Below are 16,358 nucleotides of genomic sequence, written 5' to 3'. Positions count from 1 at the left end.
GCCGCAGTCGCCTTTTTCCTTGCAGTGAGGTGCTTACTGCACTTCTACCGCCAGGCTTTCACTGATCTTTTTCTGCCAGATGGCAGGACCGGTGATGTGCACGGATTCGCCCTTGCTGTCGACAGCAACGGTGACCGGCATGTCTTTCACGTCGAACTCGTAGATCGCTTCCATGCCCAGCTCGGCGAAGGCGACAACGCGGGACTTCTTGATGGCTTGCGCCACCAGGTAAGCGGCGCCGCCCACGGCCATCAGGTACACAGCCTTGTGGTCCTTGATCGCTTCGATCGCGGTCGGGCCACGCTCGGATTTGCCGATCATGCCCAGCAGGCCGGTTTGCTCGAGGATCTGACGGGTGAACTTGTCCATCCGCGTCGCGGTCGTCGGGCCGGCAGGGCCAACCACTTCTTCGCGCACCGGATCAACCGGGCCGACGTAGTAGATGAAGCGACCCTTGAGGTCCACCGGCAGGGTTTCACCCTTGTTCAGCATCTCGACCATGCGCTTGTGCGCAGCGTCGCGGCCGGTGAGCATCTTGCCGTTGAGCAACACGGTTTCGCCCGGCTTCCAGCTCTGCACTTCTTCCGGGGTCAGGGTGTCGAGGTTGACGCGACGGGCCGATGGGCCGGCTTCCCAGACGATTTCCGGGTAGGCGTCCAGCGGTGGCGCTTCCAGCGACGCCGGGCCCGAGCCGTCGAGCACGAAGTGCGCGTGACGGGTGGCGGCGCAGTTGGGGATCATGCACACCGGCAGCGAAGCTGCGTGGGTCGGGTAGTCCATGATTTTCACGTCGAGCACGGTGGTCAGGCCACCCAGGCCCTGGGCGCCGATGCCCAGTTGGTTGACCTTCTCGAACAGCTCCAGGCGCATCTCTTCGATACGATTCTGCGGGCCGCGCTTTTTCAGCTCGTGGATGTCGATGGATTCCATCAACACTTCCTTGGCCATGACTGCGGCCTTCTCGGCGGTGCCGCCGATGCCGATGCCGAGCATGCCCGGTGGGCACCAGCCGGCGCCCATGGTCGGAACGGTCTTGAGCACCCAGTCGACGATCGAGTCGGACGGGTTGAGCATGGCCATTTTCGACTTGTTCTCGGAACCGCCGCCCTTGGCCGCCACGTCCACTTCCACGGTGTTACCCGGGACGATGGAGTAGTGGATCACGGCCGGGGTGTTGTCCTTGGTGTTTTTGCGCGCGCCTGCCGGGTCGGCGAGGATCGATGCACGCAGGACGTTTTCCGGCAGGTTGTAGGCGCGACGCACGCCCTCGTTGATCATGTCGTCCAGGCCCATGGTGGCGCCGTCCCAACGTACGTCCATGCCCACGCGCACGAACACGGTAACGATACCGGTGTCCTGGCAGATTGGGCGATGGCCGGTGGCGCACATGCGCGAGTTGATCAGGATCTGCGCGATGGAGTCACGGGCTGCTGGCGATTCTTCGCGCAGGTAGGCTTCGTGCATCGCCTGGATGAAGTCAACGGGGTGGTAGTAGGAAATGAATTGCAGGGCGTCGGCAACGCTCTGAATCAGGTCGTCTTGCTTGATCACGGTCATGAGTCGCGCTCCTCTATAAGACGGGAACATTCAATAAAGGTGGCTTCAGTGTTGCATCGGTCGGCTGAAGCCACCTTTCCAAGGCGCGTCGCCAAGAAGAGCAAGTATTGTTGGCGCGACGCTAAAAAGGCGCGGCAGTATAACCCGGCGCGGTGGCTGATACACCCGACTATGGTCAAACTCTGTAGGGCATGATTCCCTGTACGCAGCCCTTCTGATAGAGACCTTATATGCCTGAACTGCACGTCGGCGAACGCCATTGGTCGGTAGCCACCGGCAGCAACCTGCTGGACGCCCTGAATCTGGCGGGTGTGGCCGTGCCTTACAGTTGCCGGGCGGGCAGTTGCCATGCGTGCCTGGTGCGTTGTCAGGGTGAGGTCGAGGACAAGCAACCCGACGCCCTGACCCCGGCGCAGCGCCAGGACGGCTGGCGTCTGGCCTGCCAGTGCCAGGTCAGTGGGGACCTGCAGGTCGAGACGTTTGACCCGCTGCGTGACGGTTTGGCCGCCAAGGTGGTCGGCGCCGATTGGCTGGCGGCGAACGTGCTGCGCCTGCGGCTGCAACCGGAGCGTGGATTGCGCTATCGGGCCGGGCAGCATCTGGTGCTGTGGGCGGGGCAGGTGGCGCGCCCCTATTCGTTGGCCAGTTTGCCCCAGGAAGATCCGTTCCTGGAGTTCCACCTCGATTGCCGTCTGCCCGGTGAGTTCAGCGATATTGCCCGCCAGTTGCAGGCAGGAGACAGTCTGCGATTGGGCGAATTGAGAGGCGGCGCGCTGCAATATGACCCTGACTGGCAATCGCGGCCACTCTGGCTGCTGGCCTCGGGCACTGGCCTTGGGCCTTTGTGGGGCGTGCTGCGTGAGGCCCTGCGTCAGGATCATCAGGGCGCCATTCGTGTGATTCACCTGGCCCATGATGCGCACGCCCACTATTTGGCCGAGCCCCTGGCGCAGCTGGCTGCGCAGCATCCCAACCTGTGCGTGGAGCTGTGGACGGCGGCGGAGTTGACCCAGGCATTGGCGCAACTACGGCTTGTTTCGCGGCAAACTCTGGCCTTACTCTGCGGGCACCCTGCCAGCGTCGAGGCGTTTTCCAAGCGCTTGTTCCTGGCGGGACTGCCGCGTAATCAACTGCTGGCCGATGTGTTCCTGCCCCGTGGTTGAGCGCTGAATTCGACAGCCGCGAGATCCGCCATGACCGACGCCATTCTTCAACAACGCGAACGCGGGCTGCTGATTCTGCAGCTCAATCGGCCCGACAAGAAAAACGCCCTGACCCGGGCCATGTACACCCAATTGGCCGAAGCGTTGGAGCAGGCCGATGCGGATGCCGCTGTCCGTGCCGTGCTGATTCAAGGCAGCAGTGAGTGTTTTACCGCCGGTAATGACATCGGCGACTTTCTCGAACAGCCGCCCAGCGACCTCGACAGCCCACCGTTTCACTTTATGAAAAGCCTGCTCAACTGCCGCAAACCGGTGATCGCCGCTGTGGCCGGCGCGGCGGTGGGCATTGGCACGACCCTGCTGCTGCATTGCGACCTGGTGTATATCAGCCGTGACGCGCGTTTGCGCATGCCGTTTGTCAACTTGGGGCTGTGCCCCGAGTTTGGCTCCAGCTTGATCCTGCCGCGGCTGCTGGGGCATGCCAAGGCGGCTGAGCTGTTGCTGCTGGGCGAAGGGTTTACCGGTGAGCAAGCGGCGGCGTGGGGCATTGCCACCGAGGCGTTGGGCAGTGGTGAGGCGGCATTGGCCAAGGCGCGGGAAGTGGCTGAACGCTTTGAAACGCTGGCGCCGGGGGCAGTGCAGGTGAGCAAGCAACTGATGAAAAGTGTTGATCGCGACCAGTTGCGGCAGGTGATTGAGGAAGAGGGGGCGTTGTTTACCCAGCGGTTGAAGTCGCCGGAGGCGATTGCGGCGTTGTCGGGGTTTATCACCCGGCGATAGATGTTTGTTGATTGTTCGGACGTCTTCGCGAGCAAGCCCGCTCCCACATTCGACCGGGTTTCTTCAGGATGTACGCGGTCAAATGTGGGAGCGGGCTTGCTCGCGAAGAGGCCATTCATGCCCACACACCCGTCAGCATTGAAATGTAAAAAGCCCCGCCATTCACATGGCGGGGCTTTTGTTTTTCAGCCTGTCACTCAGACCATTGGGTCGCCAACGTGCAGAATCTTCATGCCGTTGGTGCCGCCGATGGTGTGGTAGCTGTCACCCTTGGTCAGGATGACCCAGTCGCCTTTCTCCACCACGCCGCGCTTGATCAACTCGTCGATGGCAGCTTGGCTGACTTCATGGGGCGGCAACGAAGCCGGGTCGAACGGTACGGTGTACACGCCACGGAACATCGCGGCGCGGGCCTGGGTTTCGCGGTGTGGGGAGAACGCGTAGATCGGCACCGAGGAACGGATACGCGACATGATCAACGGCGTGTAGCCACTTTCAGTCAAGGCGATGATCGCTTTAACGCCCGGGAAGTGGTTCGCGGTGTACATCGCAGCCAGGGCGATGCTCTGGTCGCAGCTTTCGAACTCTTTGCCAATGCGGTGGCTGGAGGTCTTGCTGGTCGGGTGCTTTTCAGCGCCGAGGCAGATACGCGCCATGGCCTGGACGGCTTCCAGCGGGTACGGGCCGGCAGCACTTTCAGCCGAGAGCATCACGGCGTCGGTGTAGTCGAGCACGGCGTTGGCCACGTCAGACACTTCAGCACGGGTCGGCATTGGGTTCTGGATCATCGACTCCATCATCTGGGTCGCCACGATCACCGCTTTGTTGTGGCGGCGTGCGTGCAGGATGATTTTCTTCTGGATACCGATCAGCTCGGCGTCACCGATTTCCACGCCCAGGTCGCCACGGGCAACCATCACAGCGTCGGAAGCCTTGATCAGGCCGTCGAGGGTTTCGTCATCGGCCACGGCTTCGGCGCGTTCGATCTTGGCTACCAGCCAGGCGGTGCCGCCAGCTTCGTCGCGCAGTTTACGCGCGTATTCCATGTCGGCAGCGTCGCGCGGGAAGGACACGGCGAGGTAGTCCACTTCCATTTCGGCGGCGAGAATGATGTCGGCCTTGTCTTTTTCAGTCAGGGCCGGCGCCGTCAGGCCACCACCGCGGCGGTTGATGCCTTTGTGGTCGGACAGCGGGCCGCCGATGATCACGGTGCAGTGCAGCTCGGTCGGGGTCGCGGTATCGACGCGCATTACAACGCGGCCGTCGTCCAGCAGCAGTTCGTCACCGACGCCGCAGTCTTTCACCAGGTCCGGGTAGTCAATACCCACGACTTCCTGGTTGCCGTCGGTCAGCGGGTGGCTGGTGGAGAAGGTGAACTTGTCACCGATCTTCAGTTCGATCCGCTTGTTGGCGAATTTGGCGATACGGATTTTCGGGCCTTGCAGGTCACCCAGCAGTGCCACGAAACGGCCGTGCTTGGCGGCCAGGTCACGCACCAGCTTGGCGCGAGCCTTGTGCTCGTCCGGGGTGCCGTGGGAGAAGTTCAGACGGGCAACGTCCAAACCAGCCAGAATCAGCTGTTCGAGGACTTCCGGCGAGTTGCTGGCCGGGCCAAGGGTGGCGACGATTTTGGTGCGACGGACGGACATGCACAGACTCCTGAGTTCAAGCGCTGGAGAAGGCTACTATGCTCTTTCGTTGTAGTCATTGTTCGTTTGCACTACTTATCGACGATTGGCTTGTTTTTGCAGCGGTTGAATCGACGAACATCCTTGAAGATTTTCGACGAGGGGTCGATACACTGCTCAAGACAGGAGAACCCCCATGCGAATTTTGCTCGTTGCTGCCCTGGCCGTCAGTGTTGTCGGCTGTACCCGCTGGTCGATGGACCACCATTTGAACAATGCTTACCGCGCCTATGGGGTGGGTGATTGCGAGCGCGTCACCCTGGAATTGTCCCAGGTCGACCGTGAGAGCCGTACCCGTCGTTATGTACAACCGGAGGTCTCGATGTTGCGCGGGCAATGCCTGGAACGGCAGAAGTTGTTCGTGGACGCCGTACAAACCTATCAATTCATCATCAGTCAGTACCCGACGAGTGAGTACGCTTTCCGCGCTCGCGCCAGGCTCGACACCCTGCAGCAATTGGGGCATTACCCCGGCGCCAGCGTTGCGCAGCCACGGCCAGCGTCTTTGTAATTATATTTGTCATGCTGTAGCTGGCCCGACGCCAGTCTTGGACTATTCTTTGAGTGTTCGTTTGTACAAGTTTCTACTCAAACGAATGCGAGGCCCGGATTCGGCAGCTGTTTAGTGACCCCAACGCTGTACGTTGTCACACCGAGATCCAGGGAGAGCGAGCCATCGGCTCGTTCCGAATCACTGGCACGGCCAAAACATGGCCATTGGATGGCGATCTCACATGGTTACCCACCGACGGATCGAGCGGCACCAGTTACATTGCTTCCTGCAGGTGTTCAATCGTCTTACCGACAAGCCTATCGGTTTTCTGGGCAATGTTTCCGAAAACGGGCTGATGTTGATCAGCCAATTGCCCATGATGGTCGATGTGGACTTCGAGTTGCGCCTGAAAGTCCCTGGGCCGGACGGCGAACTCCAGGCCATTGACCTTACCGCGACCTGCCTGTGGAGCCATGAGGACATCAATCCTCAGTATTATGACTCCGGGTTCAGTGTGATTGATGCGTGCGAAGAGTACGGGCAACTGATCACCGCCTTGTTGAATTACTTCAGTTTTGATCCCTTGCAGGCATCCGCCTAGGCACTGTGTGTTGTCGGCCGGGTTCGGTTTGTTGCCCGAACCTGGTCGTACACTCGCGCTCAAAATACGCCGGCTTTTTTCCAACCCAGATAACGCGTCACCAGGGCGGCACCCAGCGCCGAAGGTGAGGTGTCCACTACGGACAACCCATGCGCGCTCAGCCGGTCGTGGAGTTCGTTACGCGTATTGAGGTAGTCCACCGTGCCGCTATAAGCCAGTGCCTCGGGCAAGGTCTGCACGGGGGCCTGGCGCAGTTGATCAAGCACCTCCTCGCGCAGGCTGGCCACCAATACACGATGCTGTCGGCTGATGCGCTTTACCGCTGTCAGCAGTGCTTCATCGTCCTCATCGCGCAGGTTCGTGACCACGATCACCAGCGCCCGGCGTTTCTGCCGAGCCAGCAGTTGGCTGGCGGCGGCCTGGTAGTCCGCGCTGCGCCGGGTGGTATCCAGGTCGTACACCGCATTAAGCAGCAGGTTCAACTGGCCGCTACCCTTGACCGGCGCCAGGTAGCGTGGCTGGTCACCGGCAAAGGTGCACAGACCCACGGCATCGCCCTGGCGCAGTGCGACATAGCTGAGCAGCAGGCATGCGTTAAGCGCGTGGTCGAAGTGCGATAACTCGTCATCCTGGCTGCGCATGCGTCGGCCGCAATCAAGCATGAACACAATTTGCTGGTCGCGCTCATCCTGGTATTCGCGAGCGATGGGCGTGCGTTGGCGGGCGGTGGCCTTCCAATCTATCTGGCGCAGGCTGTCGCCTTCGCGAAATTCACGCAGTTGATGGAATTCCAGCCCTAACCCCCGGCGCTGACGTTGTTGCACACCGAGTTGGCTCAGCCAGTTATCCACACCCAGCAGCTGCGCGCCGTACAGCCGGGCGAAGTCCGGGTAGACGCGGGTTGTATCGTTAACTTCAATAAAACGTCGTGCAGACCACAGCCCAAAGGGGCTGGGCAGGTGAATTTCACAACGGCTGAAACGGAAGTGCCCACGCCGCAGGGGGCGTAGCCGATAACCCAGCTCACTGCGTTCACCGGGGCGCAGTTCGATGGACTGAGGCAGGTTTTCCATGCTCAGGCCATCCGGGACGTGATCGAACACCTGCACCGTCAGTGGCTGCGGGTAGTTGTGGGTGAGCGTCAGGCGAACGTCACCCCAGCGCCCGAGCGCCAGGCTGCCGGGCATTTGCCGTTGCACTTGCACAGAAGGGCGCCGACGCAAGCGTGCAGCATCCAGCAGGGTCAGCAGCAACAGTGCCAGCAGCAGGCCCCAGGCGACCGAATGCAAGGTGTCGGGCACCTTGAACTGCAATGCTGCGGCAACGCCGAGCAAGGTGTTCAGGCCCAGTAGCGCACCCAGCCAGGCCAGCAGCAGTCGGGTCGGCTTCATGGGCACGTCACTGCCGCGGCGCCGCAATCTGGTCCAGCAACTGCTGGAGCACCTGGTCGACCTCAAGGCCGTCGATGTCCAACTCCGGTGCAATGCGCACCCGGTGACGCAATACCGCCAGCGCACAGCCCTTGATGTCGTCCGGGGTGACAAATTCACCCCCGCGCAACAAGGCTCTGGCGCGAGCACCGCGAACCAGTGCGATGGACGCCCGAGGGCCGGCGCCGATAGCCAGCCCAGGCCAGGTGCGTGTGGCCCGCGCCAGGCGCACGGCGTAGTCGAGCACCTGTTCATCCAAAGGCAGTTCACTGGCAATCTGCTGCAATCGCAGTACGTCCTCGGCTTGCAGCACGGTGCGCAGCGGTTGCACATCGAGCATGTCTGCTCTGGATGAGCGGGTCACCTCGCGCACCATCTCCAGCTCCTGCTGTGCATCGGGGTAGTCCATGCGTACTTTGAGCATGAACCGGTCCAGCTCGGCCTCGGGCAGAGGGTAAGTGCCTTCCTGCTCGATGGGGTTTTGCGTCGCCAGCACCATGAACGGTTGGCCGATAGGCAGCGCCTCGCCCTCGAGGGTGACCTGGCGTTCCTGCATGGCTTCGAGCAGGGCGGCCTGAGTCTTGGCCGGGGCGCGGTTGATTTCGTCGGCCAGCAACAAATGCGTGAACAGCGGCCCCTTGCGCAGTTTGAACTGTTCGGTATGCAGGTCGTAGACGGCATGGCCGGTGACATCGCTGGGCATCAAGTCCGGCGTGAACTGGATACGCGCGAAATCACCCCCGAAACACCGGGCCAAGGCGCGTACCAGCAGCGTCTTGCCCAGGCCCGGTACGCCTTCGAGCAGGACGTGGCCGCCGGCGATCAGGGCGGTGAGTACGTCGTCAATCACCTGGTCCTGGCCGATCACTGCCTTACGCAGCTCAACGCGCAGGGCTTGTGCCTGCCCACTGGCGTGTTGAAGGCTTTCGCTGGTCGGAGCCGTGGCTGCTGGAAAATCGCTCATAGGGCATTCCTGAGAGTTTGCAGGCACGCCACCTGACGGCAGAAATCGGCGCTGCTGAGCCGTTTTGCCGGGAGTGGGCCGAGGGCCTGACTGATGACGTGGGAGGGTTGGCGCGTCAGGCGTTCGAGCACCTGCCACTGTTCAGCGGTTTCGAGGTGTTCAAAGCCTGGGTGACGCCGTCTTGCAGCGCGTTGGACGTCACGCTGCAAGGCTTGCAGGAGTGGGCCCTGGCCACTGCGGCGCAGCAGGAAGTCGGCGCTGGCCTTCAAGTGTTCCTGCAACTGCCGACGAGCCTTGGGCGCCGGCGCCTGGATTGGGCCTTGGCGCATGCCGGCCTGCCACAGCGCCAGGGCAATCAGCGCAACAAATGCCACCAGGGCCTGGGGGAAATAGCGCAGCAACAGGGTCAGTAGATTGTCTACGTCACTGTTGAACAGCAAGGTCACGTCAGTGCCTTGGTTGAGATACCACAGCAGCCAGGCGTTGTCGTGTTTGCCGATGGCCGGGGTTTTCCACAGGTCGCTGTCGGTCACAACCGTCACGGTGCCGTTGCCGAAGTCGAGTTGCATCAGGTGGCTGGCCTTGGCGCTATTCGCGGAAAACTGTGCGACGTGTTTGGGGTCGGTAAGGTTGAAGGCGGTATCGAAGCTGAAATAGGCCGGGGCCGTTTCATTGTCGACGTAGAGCTTGGTCAGATCCGGAGCCGCTTTCTTTTTGCGCGGGGAGGCCGGCTCGTCAGGGACGTCACTCATCAGTTGGTGGATGTTCAAACGGTCAAGCAGCAGGTCGCCGCTCTTGCCTGTTTCTTCATCCCATAACGCTTCGGCAACCACCAGCAGGTGCCCACCCGACTTGGTCCAGCCCAACAGTTGATCCACTTGGCGCGGGGTCATGTTGCTGCGTTCGCCCAGGATCAGCAGGCTATTGCCTTTGGCCGGGAGCTGGGTGAGTCGTTCAAGGTTGTTGGCATGCTCAACGGCCAAACCTTGCTCACGTAGAAAATGCTCGGCGGCCAGATAGGGGTTCTGCCGGGCCTGGGGCGAAGGGCCGCGATCCACCACTTCGTCATAAGGGATTGCCTTGTGCCAGGCATAAAGGGCTCCTGCTCCCAGCAGGCAGGCCAGCAGTAATCCGATCCAGACTAATGGGCGGTTCATTGGGCGGCCCCCGAACTGAACAGCGCGCGCCAATCGGTGCAGAGCTTCTGCTGGGCTGAGGCTGGAGGCAGGTGGTGACCGTAGGCGAGGTTCTGCCAGTGACGGGTCAATTCTGCACTGAACGCCAGCAGCTGCGGTTGATGCAGCTGGTGAATGCGCTCCAGCACCTGGCCTTCGGTATCGGCGCTTTTCAGTGGCAGGCTGTAGTCATGCAGCAATCGACTGAGCAGGCCTCGATATAGAAGGCCAAGTGCTTCCCGTGGCTGAGTGAGCCACAGTTGCTCGGCGGTACTGGCGATGTCTTCCGGCAACGTCTCGATACCCAGTTCAAGGCCGAACAACTGCGCCGGCGCTGGCTTGGTGAGTTTAGGGCTGGGCTGCGGGCGCCAGCCGACAAAGGCGCGCAGCCAGTCACGGTAGCGCCAGACCAGCAGGGCCAAGAGACCGATTACCAGGCTCCAAAGGAGAACTTCCAAGCCCTGGCCGACATGTTTGAAGGTGTTGCTGTTGAGGCTGTCCAGCAGCGACTCAAGCCAGGCTGGTAATTTGCCGTCACCGTGCGCTTTGTTTTTAGTCGCAGGCTTGTCATCCCCAAAACGATAACGCGTGACGGTTTCCGGGTTTTTGAACGGGGGCTGCTCCAGCACGGTCTTGATCGACTGGGCGGCGGCCTGAGTACTGAGTGGCGTGCGTGCGTTTGAGTCGCCAGCCATGGCCGGCGGGCTCGACGGTAGCAGCAACAGCCCGACAACCAGCAGTAGCAGCGGCGCGACACTGCTCAGGCGTTGGCGCAGTCGACGGAATACCAGCTCCAGGTCCCAGGCTTCCAGCACGGTGCGACGATTGAGGTACAGGCTGAAACCGCAGGCAACATAGATCGGCTCCCAGAACACCAGGATCAGGGCGTAGAAGGCATTGGTCAGGTGTTCCAGCCACAGCCAGTTCGATCCCGTGCCAAGCGCCAGGCGTTGCCAGTCCCAATCCAGCTCAACCTGATCCGGTATAAACAGATAAAACATCGCCATGCAGCCAAACCACAGGCCGATTTCCAGGTGTACGCCGATGATGGTCAGCCAGCGCGCGGCACCGGCGTTGCGTTGCAGCAGTACCCCCAGACGTTGCTGGCGTGCCTGGCCACCGAGGCCTTCGAGTTGGCTGACCGGCAACACGAAACTGCGACTCAGGCTGAGTCGTCGCCAGGTCAGGCTGACCAGCAACTGGTTTTTCAGCAGTCGTGGCCAATGGCGTACGGCGTCTTTGAGACGCGGCGTTTCTCCAAACAGGGCCTTGGACAGGATGTACAGCGGCAAGCGATCGAAAGCCGGCTTGAGCCACCAGAACACGAACATTGCCATGGACGGGTGTTCCCAAAGCAAGACGGTGAGCAAGGCAAACACCGGCAGGCTCACCAGCGCCCAACTGCTCATCAACAGCAGGCGATGTTCCCGGGCCATTAATACGCCAAGGTCCATGGCTTCCCAGGCGGTACGCGGGCGAATCACCACGCTGGCGTCACTCAGGCGCATGGTGGTTCCGTCCAGCAAGGGTCAGGTAAGTGACGACCATGAGCCAAAGCGCAGCGCCGACGAGGTATTTGACCCAGGGAGCGATCGATGTGGTGGAAGACCAGTAGGCTTCAATAAAGGCCGCAATCAGCAGGAACACCATGACGCCACAGAGCATCTGCACGCTTTTGCGTGCCGCCAGGCGCAGGGATTCGCTGCGAGCCAGCGGCCCCGGAGCGATCAGCGCCCAACCCAGTTGCAAGCCCGCCGCGCCGGCCAATGCGATGGCGCTCAGCTCGAATGCACCGTGGCCGATGACAAATGACCAGAAGGTCTGGCCATAGCCAATTTCGGTCAGGTGGCCGGAGACAGCCCCAATGATCAAGCCGTTGAAAATCAGAAAGAACACGCTGCCCAGGCCAAATAGCAGGCCGGCGGCGAAGGTCTGGAAGGCAATGCCGATGTTGTGCATCACGTAGTAGCCAAACATCATCCAGTCTTCGCTGGAGGCACGCTCGGCAGCGCGGCCCAGGCGGCTGGCGTCCGGGTCGTACATGCTTTGCATTTCGGCGACCTGCTGGGGGCTGACGATGCTGTAGATCAGGTCGGGAAACACGTAGACCAGCAGGGCTATGCCCACCAGGCTGCCAAAGAACAGCAGGCTGGCGATCAGGACGAAGCGCCACTGTTCACGCACCAGCCGCGGGAAGCCGGCCAGAATGAAGGCCAATACATTCGCGCCCAGCTGGCTGCGGTGACGGTACAACTGTTGATGGCCACGCAGGGCAAGTTGCTGCAGCGGATCTACCAGGTAACTGCTGTAGCCGCGCTCTTGGGCGAGGGCCAGGTGCTGGCATAAACGTCGATAGTGATGGGGGAAATCAGCCACGTCACTCGGCTTGGCTTTACCCTGCTCCAACTGCTTGAGTTGCTCGGTGAAGGCTTCCCATTGGGCCTGGTGACGGCTTTCGAACTGGCTCTGTTTCATGTCGGCCCCAACAAGCCACGGGCCACACCATTGAGCTGTTCCACGGCCCGTGCCGGCGACACTTGCAGGGGCGTGGCGAGGATTGAGGCCAGTTCATGCACCCGTTCGCTCGACAGCTCAGCCTGGCGTTCGGCGAAGCCGAGGATGGCGCGTTGCTCGCTCAGGTCCAGGGCAAAGGGCAGTCGCAGGGCGCCAGCTTGAGGAATCTGAGGGCGCAGCAGTGGCTGTTCACGGTAGACCACCAGCGTGCCGGCGGCCAAGTCGCCGAGGCGCTTGAAATGAGGATGTTGCAGACAACTGATGGCGCCGAGGAAGTATCCGAAGGGCAGCATATCGACGAAGCGCAGCAGGTTGCGGATCAGTGATGCGGACCAGCCGACAGGTGTGCCGTCGTCCTGCACAACCCGCAGGCCCATGACTTGTTTGCCAGGGGAGCAGCCCTGATTGAGCACCTCGAACAGGACCATGTACCACCAACTGACCAGGAACAGCAGCAATGAGCCCAGGCCGATGCCGATATTGCCCAGCAGGGCCAAAGGCACGAGCAGGATACCCATGATCAGCCCACGCACGCCCAGGTCGAAAGCAAAGGCCAGGACGCGTGGCAGAAGACCTGCCGGGCGCAGGGGCAGATCAATACCCTCTGGGGTCTCGATCTGATAGCGGGTATCCAACGGGGGTGATGGCATTGCGATCCTTGGCAGTGCGAGGCGGTTCAGAGACACGGATGCTAGCAGTGTCGACGGTGGAAGCAACCTTTCCAGTTTTTACTGGATGTTTGTACAGGTCATGTATCGCTGGCCCCGGACGCCTCGCAGCGCCTAGACTTTGACGGTCTTCAGTACAGGAACAGCCCGTGACCTCCATTTTCTGGTACGACTATGAAACCACCGGCATTAACCCGCGCAGCGATCGCCCGCTGCAGGTCGCCGGTATTCGTACCGATCTCGAACTCAACGAGGTCGGCCCGCCGATCAATCTTTATTGTCAGCCCAGCGACGACATCCTGCCTCACCCGGCCGCTTGCGCGATCACCGGTATCACCCCAAGTGTTCTGGCGGAAAAGGGGTTGGCCGAAGCCGACTTCATGACCCGCGTGCACGCCGAGCTGGCCGCGCCAGGCACCTGTGGCGCCGGCTACAACACCCTGCGTTTTGACGATGAAATGACGCGCTACAGCCTGTACCGCAACTTTTTTGACCCCTACGCCCGTGAATGGCAGGGCGGCAACAGTCGCTGGGATTTGATCGATGTCGTGCGCACAGCCTATGCGCTGCGCCCCGAAGGTATCGTCTGGCCGGAGCAGGACGGGCGCGTCACCCTTAAACTTGAGCGCTTGACCGAGGCCAATGGGATTGATCATGGCCAGGCTCACGATGCCTTGTCGGACGTGCGAGCCACCATTGCGCTGGCCCGTTTGGTCCGGGAGAAACAGCCGAAGCTATACGACTGGCTGTTTCAGTTGCGCAGTAAGCAGCGGGTGATGGATCAGATACGCCTGCTGCAACCCATGGTGCATATTTCCGGGCGTTTTTCCGCCGAGCGTCATTACCTGGGCGTGGTGCTGCCTCTGGCTTGGCACCCGCGCAACCGTAATGCGCTGATTGTCTGTGATCTGGGGCTCGACCCGCAGGGGTTGCTGGATCTGGACCCCGCTACCTTGCGCGCACGTCTCTACACGCGGCGCGACGATCTGGCGGAGGGGGAACTGCCGGTGCCGCTCAAGTTGGTGCATATCAACCGCTGCCCGGTGGTTGCCCCTTTGAATGTGCTGCGGGCACAGGATGCCGAGCGCCTGCAGTTGGATATGGCGGCGTGCCAGGCGCGGGCGCTGCGACTAACTGACGCACAGGAAGTTTGGCGCGATAAGTTGGCGGCCATTTACGCCGAGGAAGATTTTGCGCCGAATGCAGATCCTGAGCAGCAGCTCTATGACGGTTTTATAGGTGATCGCGACCGTCGTTTATGCGAACAAGTCCGGTCGGCTGAACCGGCACATCTAGCGCATCAGCAGTGGCCTTTTGATGATCATCGATTGCCTGAACTGTTATTTCGCTACCGTGCACGCAACTTTCCTGACACCTTGAACAGCGAGGAGCAACAGCGCTGGAAACTTTTTTGCCAGCAACGTTTGTCGAATCCGGAGTGGGGCGCACCCAATACCCTTTTGGCATTTAAACAGGCGCGTGAGGAGTTGGCCCTTAGTGCTACATCGTTTCAGTGCCAGGTGCTTGATCAATGGCAGGAGTATGCCGATTCATTAGCGGCTCGCCTGGCGCTGTAGTCAGGCAATTGCAGAATTATCGGAAATAAAAAAACGCCAGCAAGCTGGCGTTTTTAATGTGCTGCATATCAGGCAAGTGCCCGACCAGGCTTAGCCCAGCAGGGTAGCCCAGCCTTCAACGACGTCGCCGCCCCACTTGGCTTTCCACTCTTTCAGGGTTTTGTGGTTGCCACCTTTGGTTTCAATCACTTCGCCATTGTGCGGGTTCTTGTATTGCTTGACCTTGCGAGCACGCTTGGTGCCGGTAGTTTTTACAGCGCCACGCGGTGCTTTAACTTTCGACTCTGGATCCAGCAGCGCGATGATGTCACGCAGGGATTTGGAGTATTCACCCATCAGGGTGCGCAGTTTACCTTCGAATTCCAGCTCGGTTTGCAGCTTGTCGTCTTGGGACAGGTTCTTCAAACGGGCTTGCAGCTCTTTGATAGCTTCTTCGGTGGCACGGTATTCGTTGATCAGAGACATGTGGACTACCTTATGTAGAGCGCTGATTGACAGGGGAAGTGGGCTAATAATAGTCAGGCAATTACCTCAAGTAAACATTTAAGGACGTATTTATGTGAATTACGTTGAATGTTTGTAGCAAGGCTACGCAATCGAGTTAATTAGTAGGTGCAAGGCGTAAAGATAATCTCGGTTATTTTCGGATAACTGCCCGTGCTCGACGTTGTACAGACATATAGCGGTAGTAAAACCTTACGCTATTAAGGGCTGTAGCCAGGGCGCGCGGGCAGAATAAGGCGCAAGGAATACTGCAGTTTTTCTGCGTAATCGCTAGAATGGCGGCCTTTGCGAAGTTCTGGAGTTCCCCCCTAATGCGCACTTTTCGGCTGGTGATTGCTTGCCCGGACCGGGTTGGCATCGTTGCCAAAGTCAGTAACTTTCTGGCCTCCCACAACGGCTGGATCACCGAGGCGAGCCATCACTCGGATGATCTCAGCGGTTGGTTTTTCATGCGTCACGAAATTCGTGCCGACACGCTGCCCTTTGGTCTTGAAGCCTTCCGTGAGGCGTTTGCGCCGATCGCCGAAGAATTTTCGATGACCTGGCACATCGCCGACACCGAGCAGAAAAAGCGCGTCGTGCTGATGGCCAGCCGTGAGTCTCACTGCTTGGCCGACCTGCTGCACCGCTGGCACAGCGATGAGCTGGACTGCGAGATCGCCTGCGTGATTTCCAACCATGACGACCTGCGCAGCATGGTCGAATGGCACGGCATTCCGTACTACCACGTGCCGGTCAATCCGCAGGACAAGGAGCCGGCATTTGCCGAAGTCTCCCGCCTGGTCAAGCAGCATGAGGCGGATGTTGTGGTGCTGGCGCGCTACATGCAGATTCTGCCGCCGGAACTGTGCCGCGAATACGCCGGCAAGGTCATCAACATTCACCACAGCTTCCTGCCGTCGTTTGTGGGGGCCAAGCCTTACCACCAAGCCTCGCTGCGTGGCGTGAAGTTGATTGGCGCCACTTGCCACTACGTTACCGAAGAACTGGACGCCGGTCCGATCATCGAGCAAGACGTGGTGCGTGTCAGCCACAGCGACAGCATCGAAGACATGGTGCGTTTCGGCCGCGACGTCGAGAAGATGGTGCTGGCCCGTGGGCTGCGTTATCACCTGGAAGACCGCGTGCTGGTGCATGGCAACAAAACCGTGGTGTTCTGATAACCGCGTTTTGAACGATTGAAGAATAAAGGGCCTGGGCGTTAAATCGTTCAAGGCCCTTTTTCTTTGCCTGCCATTGAGGAT

Annotated in this window: 15 protein-coding genes; 6 read left to right on the top strand and 9 right to left on the bottom strand. The window is 60.4% G+C overall.

What is annotated here, in order from left to right:
* Positions 1-33: 33 nt before the first annotated feature.
* On the bottom strand, positions 34-1,557 hold the full coding sequence (locus HX783_RS12250; RefSeq protein WP_010208051.1) for a fumarate hydratase: 1,524 nt from the start codon (positions 1,555-1,557) through the stop codon (positions 34-36).
* A 230-nt stretch (positions 1,558-1,787) separates the two neighbouring features.
* Between HX783_RS12250 and HX783_RS12245 the strand changes: the two genes are divergently transcribed.
* Together HX783_RS12245 and HX783_RS12240 are read left to right on the top strand one after the other, a co-directional pair.
* Positions 1,788-2,720, top strand: a complete 933-nt coding sequence (locus tag HX783_RS12245) for an iron-sulfur-binding ferredoxin reductase (protein WP_177017032.1) — start codon at positions 1,788-1,790, stop codon at positions 2,718-2,720.
* A 30-nt stretch (positions 2,721-2,750) separates the two neighbouring features.
* A complete protein-coding gene (locus HX783_RS12240) occupies positions 2,751-3,500 on the top strand; it encodes an enoyl-CoA hydratase-related protein (protein WP_177017031.1) in 750 nt (249 codons plus the stop codon).
* A 197-nt stretch (positions 3,501-3,697) separates the two neighbouring features.
* On the opposite strand, the gene pyk is transcribed toward HX783_RS12240, so the two are convergent.
* Complete coding sequence (pyk, locus tag HX783_RS12235; protein ID WP_159959519.1) at positions 3,698-5,149, bottom strand: pyruvate kinase; 1,452 nt, start codon at positions 5,147-5,149, stop codon at positions 3,698-3,700.
* Positions 5,150-5,324: 175 nt separating this feature from the next.
* On the opposite strand from pyk, the gene HX783_RS12230 reads away from it, so the two are divergent.
* Complete coding sequence (locus HX783_RS12230; protein ID WP_159959517.1) at positions 5,325-5,699, top strand: tol-pal system YbgF family protein; 375 nt, start codon at positions 5,325-5,327, stop codon at positions 5,697-5,699.
* 223 nt (positions 5,700-5,922) lie between these two features.
* Positions 5,923-6,282 (top strand): PilZ domain-containing protein, encoded by a 360-nt coding sequence (locus HX783_RS12225; protein ID WP_159959515.1) that lies wholly within the window; start codon positions 5,923-5,925, stop codon positions 6,280-6,282.
* 59 nt (positions 6,283-6,341) lie between these two features.
* On the opposite strand, the gene HX783_RS12220 is transcribed toward HX783_RS12225, so the two are convergent.
* From HX783_RS12220 to HX783_RS12195, 6 genes are read right to left on the bottom strand one after another with little or no spacing between them, the layout of a single operon-like run.
* Positions 6,342-7,673, bottom strand: coding sequence for a DUF58 domain-containing protein (locus tag HX783_RS12220; protein WP_177017030.1), 1,332 nt, complete (start codon positions 7,671-7,673; stop codon positions 6,342-6,344).
* A gap of 7 nt (positions 7,674-7,680) precedes the next feature.
* On the bottom strand, positions 7,681-8,676 hold the full coding sequence (locus HX783_RS12215) for a MoxR family ATPase (RefSeq protein ID WP_177017029.1): 996 nt from the start codon (positions 8,674-8,676) through the stop codon (positions 7,681-7,683).
* Positions 8,673-9,833, bottom strand: a complete 1,161-nt coding sequence (locus tag HX783_RS12210) for a DUF4350 domain-containing protein (protein ID WP_177017028.1) — start codon at positions 9,831-9,833, stop codon at positions 8,673-8,675. The genes HX783_RS12215 and HX783_RS12210 overlap by 4 nt, the downstream gene beginning before the upstream one ends.
* Positions 9,830-11,359, bottom strand: coding sequence for a DUF4129 domain-containing protein (locus HX783_RS12205; protein ID WP_177017027.1), 1,530 nt, complete (start codon positions 11,357-11,359; stop codon positions 9,830-9,832). The genes HX783_RS12210 and HX783_RS12205 overlap by 4 nt, the downstream gene beginning before the upstream one ends.
* Positions 11,346-12,326 carry a stage II sporulation protein M gene (locus HX783_RS12200; protein ID WP_177017026.1) on the bottom strand — a complete coding sequence of 327 codons (981 nt, stop codon included), beginning with the start codon at positions 12,324-12,326 and terminating at the stop codon, positions 11,346-11,348. Before HX783_RS12200 ends, HX783_RS12205 begins: the two co-directional genes overlap by 14 nt.
* Complete coding sequence (locus HX783_RS12195) at positions 12,323-13,015, bottom strand: RDD family protein (RefSeq protein WP_159959503.1); 693 nt, start codon at positions 13,013-13,015, stop codon at positions 12,323-12,325. The genes HX783_RS12200 and HX783_RS12195 overlap by 4 nt, the downstream gene beginning before the upstream one ends.
* Positions 13,016-13,182: 167 nt before the next feature.
* On the opposite strand from HX783_RS12195, the gene sbcB reads away from it, so the two are divergent.
* Positions 13,183-14,610 (top strand): exodeoxyribonuclease I, encoded by a 1,428-nt coding sequence (gene sbcB / locus HX783_RS12190; protein WP_177017025.1) that lies wholly within the window; start codon positions 13,183-13,185, stop codon positions 14,608-14,610.
* Positions 14,611-14,700: 90 nt separating this feature from the next.
* Here the strand turns inward: sbcB and mvaT are convergent, their stop codons facing one another.
* Positions 14,701-15,075, bottom strand: a complete 375-nt coding sequence (mvaT, locus tag HX783_RS12185) for a histone-like nucleoid-structuring protein MvaT (RefSeq protein ID WP_005790963.1) — start codon at positions 15,073-15,075, stop codon at positions 14,701-14,703.
* A 350-nt stretch (positions 15,076-15,425) separates the two neighbouring features.
* On the opposite strand from mvaT, the gene purU reads away from it, so the two are divergent.
* Entirely contained in the window at positions 15,426-16,274 is an 849-nt protein-coding gene (purU, locus tag HX783_RS12180; protein WP_177017024.1) for a formyltetrahydrofolate deformylase, read from the top strand.
* The last annotated feature ends 84 nt before the right edge of the window (positions 16,275-16,358 follow it).

Source organism: Pseudomonas sp. D2002 (genome assembly GCF_013385735.1).
GTDB lineage: Bacteria > Pseudomonadota > Gammaproteobacteria > Pseudomonadales > Pseudomonadaceae > Aquipseudomonas.
The sequence above is the reverse complement of the archived record's forward strand: the minus strand, read 5'-3'. Positions and strand labels throughout refer to the sequence as shown.

What these genes read in the sequence shown, in the direction of transcription:
- HX783_RS12250 (WP_010208051.1), bottom strand. Translation starts at nt 1,557, where the DNA reads ATGACCGTGATCAAGCAAGACGACCTGATTCAGAGCGTTGCCGACGCC.
- HX783_RS12245 (WP_177017032.1), top strand. Translation starts at nt 1,788, where the DNA reads ATGCCTGAACTGCACGTCGGCGAACGCCATTGGTCGGTAGCCACCGGC.
- HX783_RS12240 (WP_177017031.1), top strand. Translation starts at nt 2,751, where the DNA reads ATGACCGACGCCATTCTTCAACAACGCGAACGCGGGCTGCTGATTCTG.
- pyk (WP_159959519.1), bottom strand. Translation starts at nt 5,149, where the DNA reads ATGTCCGTCCGTCGCACCAAAATCGTCGCCACCCTTGGCCCGGCCAGC.
- HX783_RS12230 (WP_159959517.1), top strand. Translation starts at nt 5,325, where the DNA reads ATGCGAATTTTGCTCGTTGCTGCCCTGGCCGTCAGTGTTGTCGGCTGT.
- HX783_RS12225 (WP_159959515.1), top strand. Translation starts at nt 5,923, where the DNA reads ATGGTTACCCACCGACGGATCGAGCGGCACCAGTTACATTGCTTCCTG.
- HX783_RS12220 (WP_177017030.1), bottom strand. Translation starts at nt 7,673, where the DNA reads ATGAAGCCGACCCGACTGCTGCTGGCCTGGCTGGGTGCGCTACTGGGC.
- HX783_RS12215 (WP_177017029.1), bottom strand. Translation starts at nt 8,676, where the DNA reads ATGAGCGATTTTCCAGCAGCCACGGCTCCGACCAGCGAAAGCCTTCAA.
- HX783_RS12210 (WP_177017028.1), bottom strand. Translation starts at nt 9,833, where the DNA reads ATGAACCGCCCATTAGTCTGGATCGGATTACTGCTGGCCTGCCTGCTG.
- HX783_RS12205 (WP_177017027.1), bottom strand. Translation starts at nt 11,359, where the DNA reads ATGCGCCTGAGTGACGCCAGCGTGGTGATTCGCCCGCGTACCGCCTGG.
- HX783_RS12200 (WP_177017026.1), bottom strand. Translation starts at nt 12,326, where the DNA reads ATGAAACAGAGCCAGTTCGAAAGCCGTCACCAGGCCCAATGGGAAGCC.
- HX783_RS12195 (WP_159959503.1), bottom strand. Translation starts at nt 13,015, where the DNA reads ATGCCATCACCCCCGTTGGATACCCGCTATCAGATCGAGACCCCAGAG.
- mvaT (WP_005790963.1), bottom strand. Translation starts at nt 15,075, where the DNA reads ATGTCTCTGATCAACGAATACCGTGCCACCGAAGAAGCTATCAAAGAG.
- purU (WP_177017024.1), top strand. Translation starts at nt 15,426, where the DNA reads ATGCGCACTTTTCGGCTGGTGATTGCTTGCCCGGACCGGGTTGGCATC.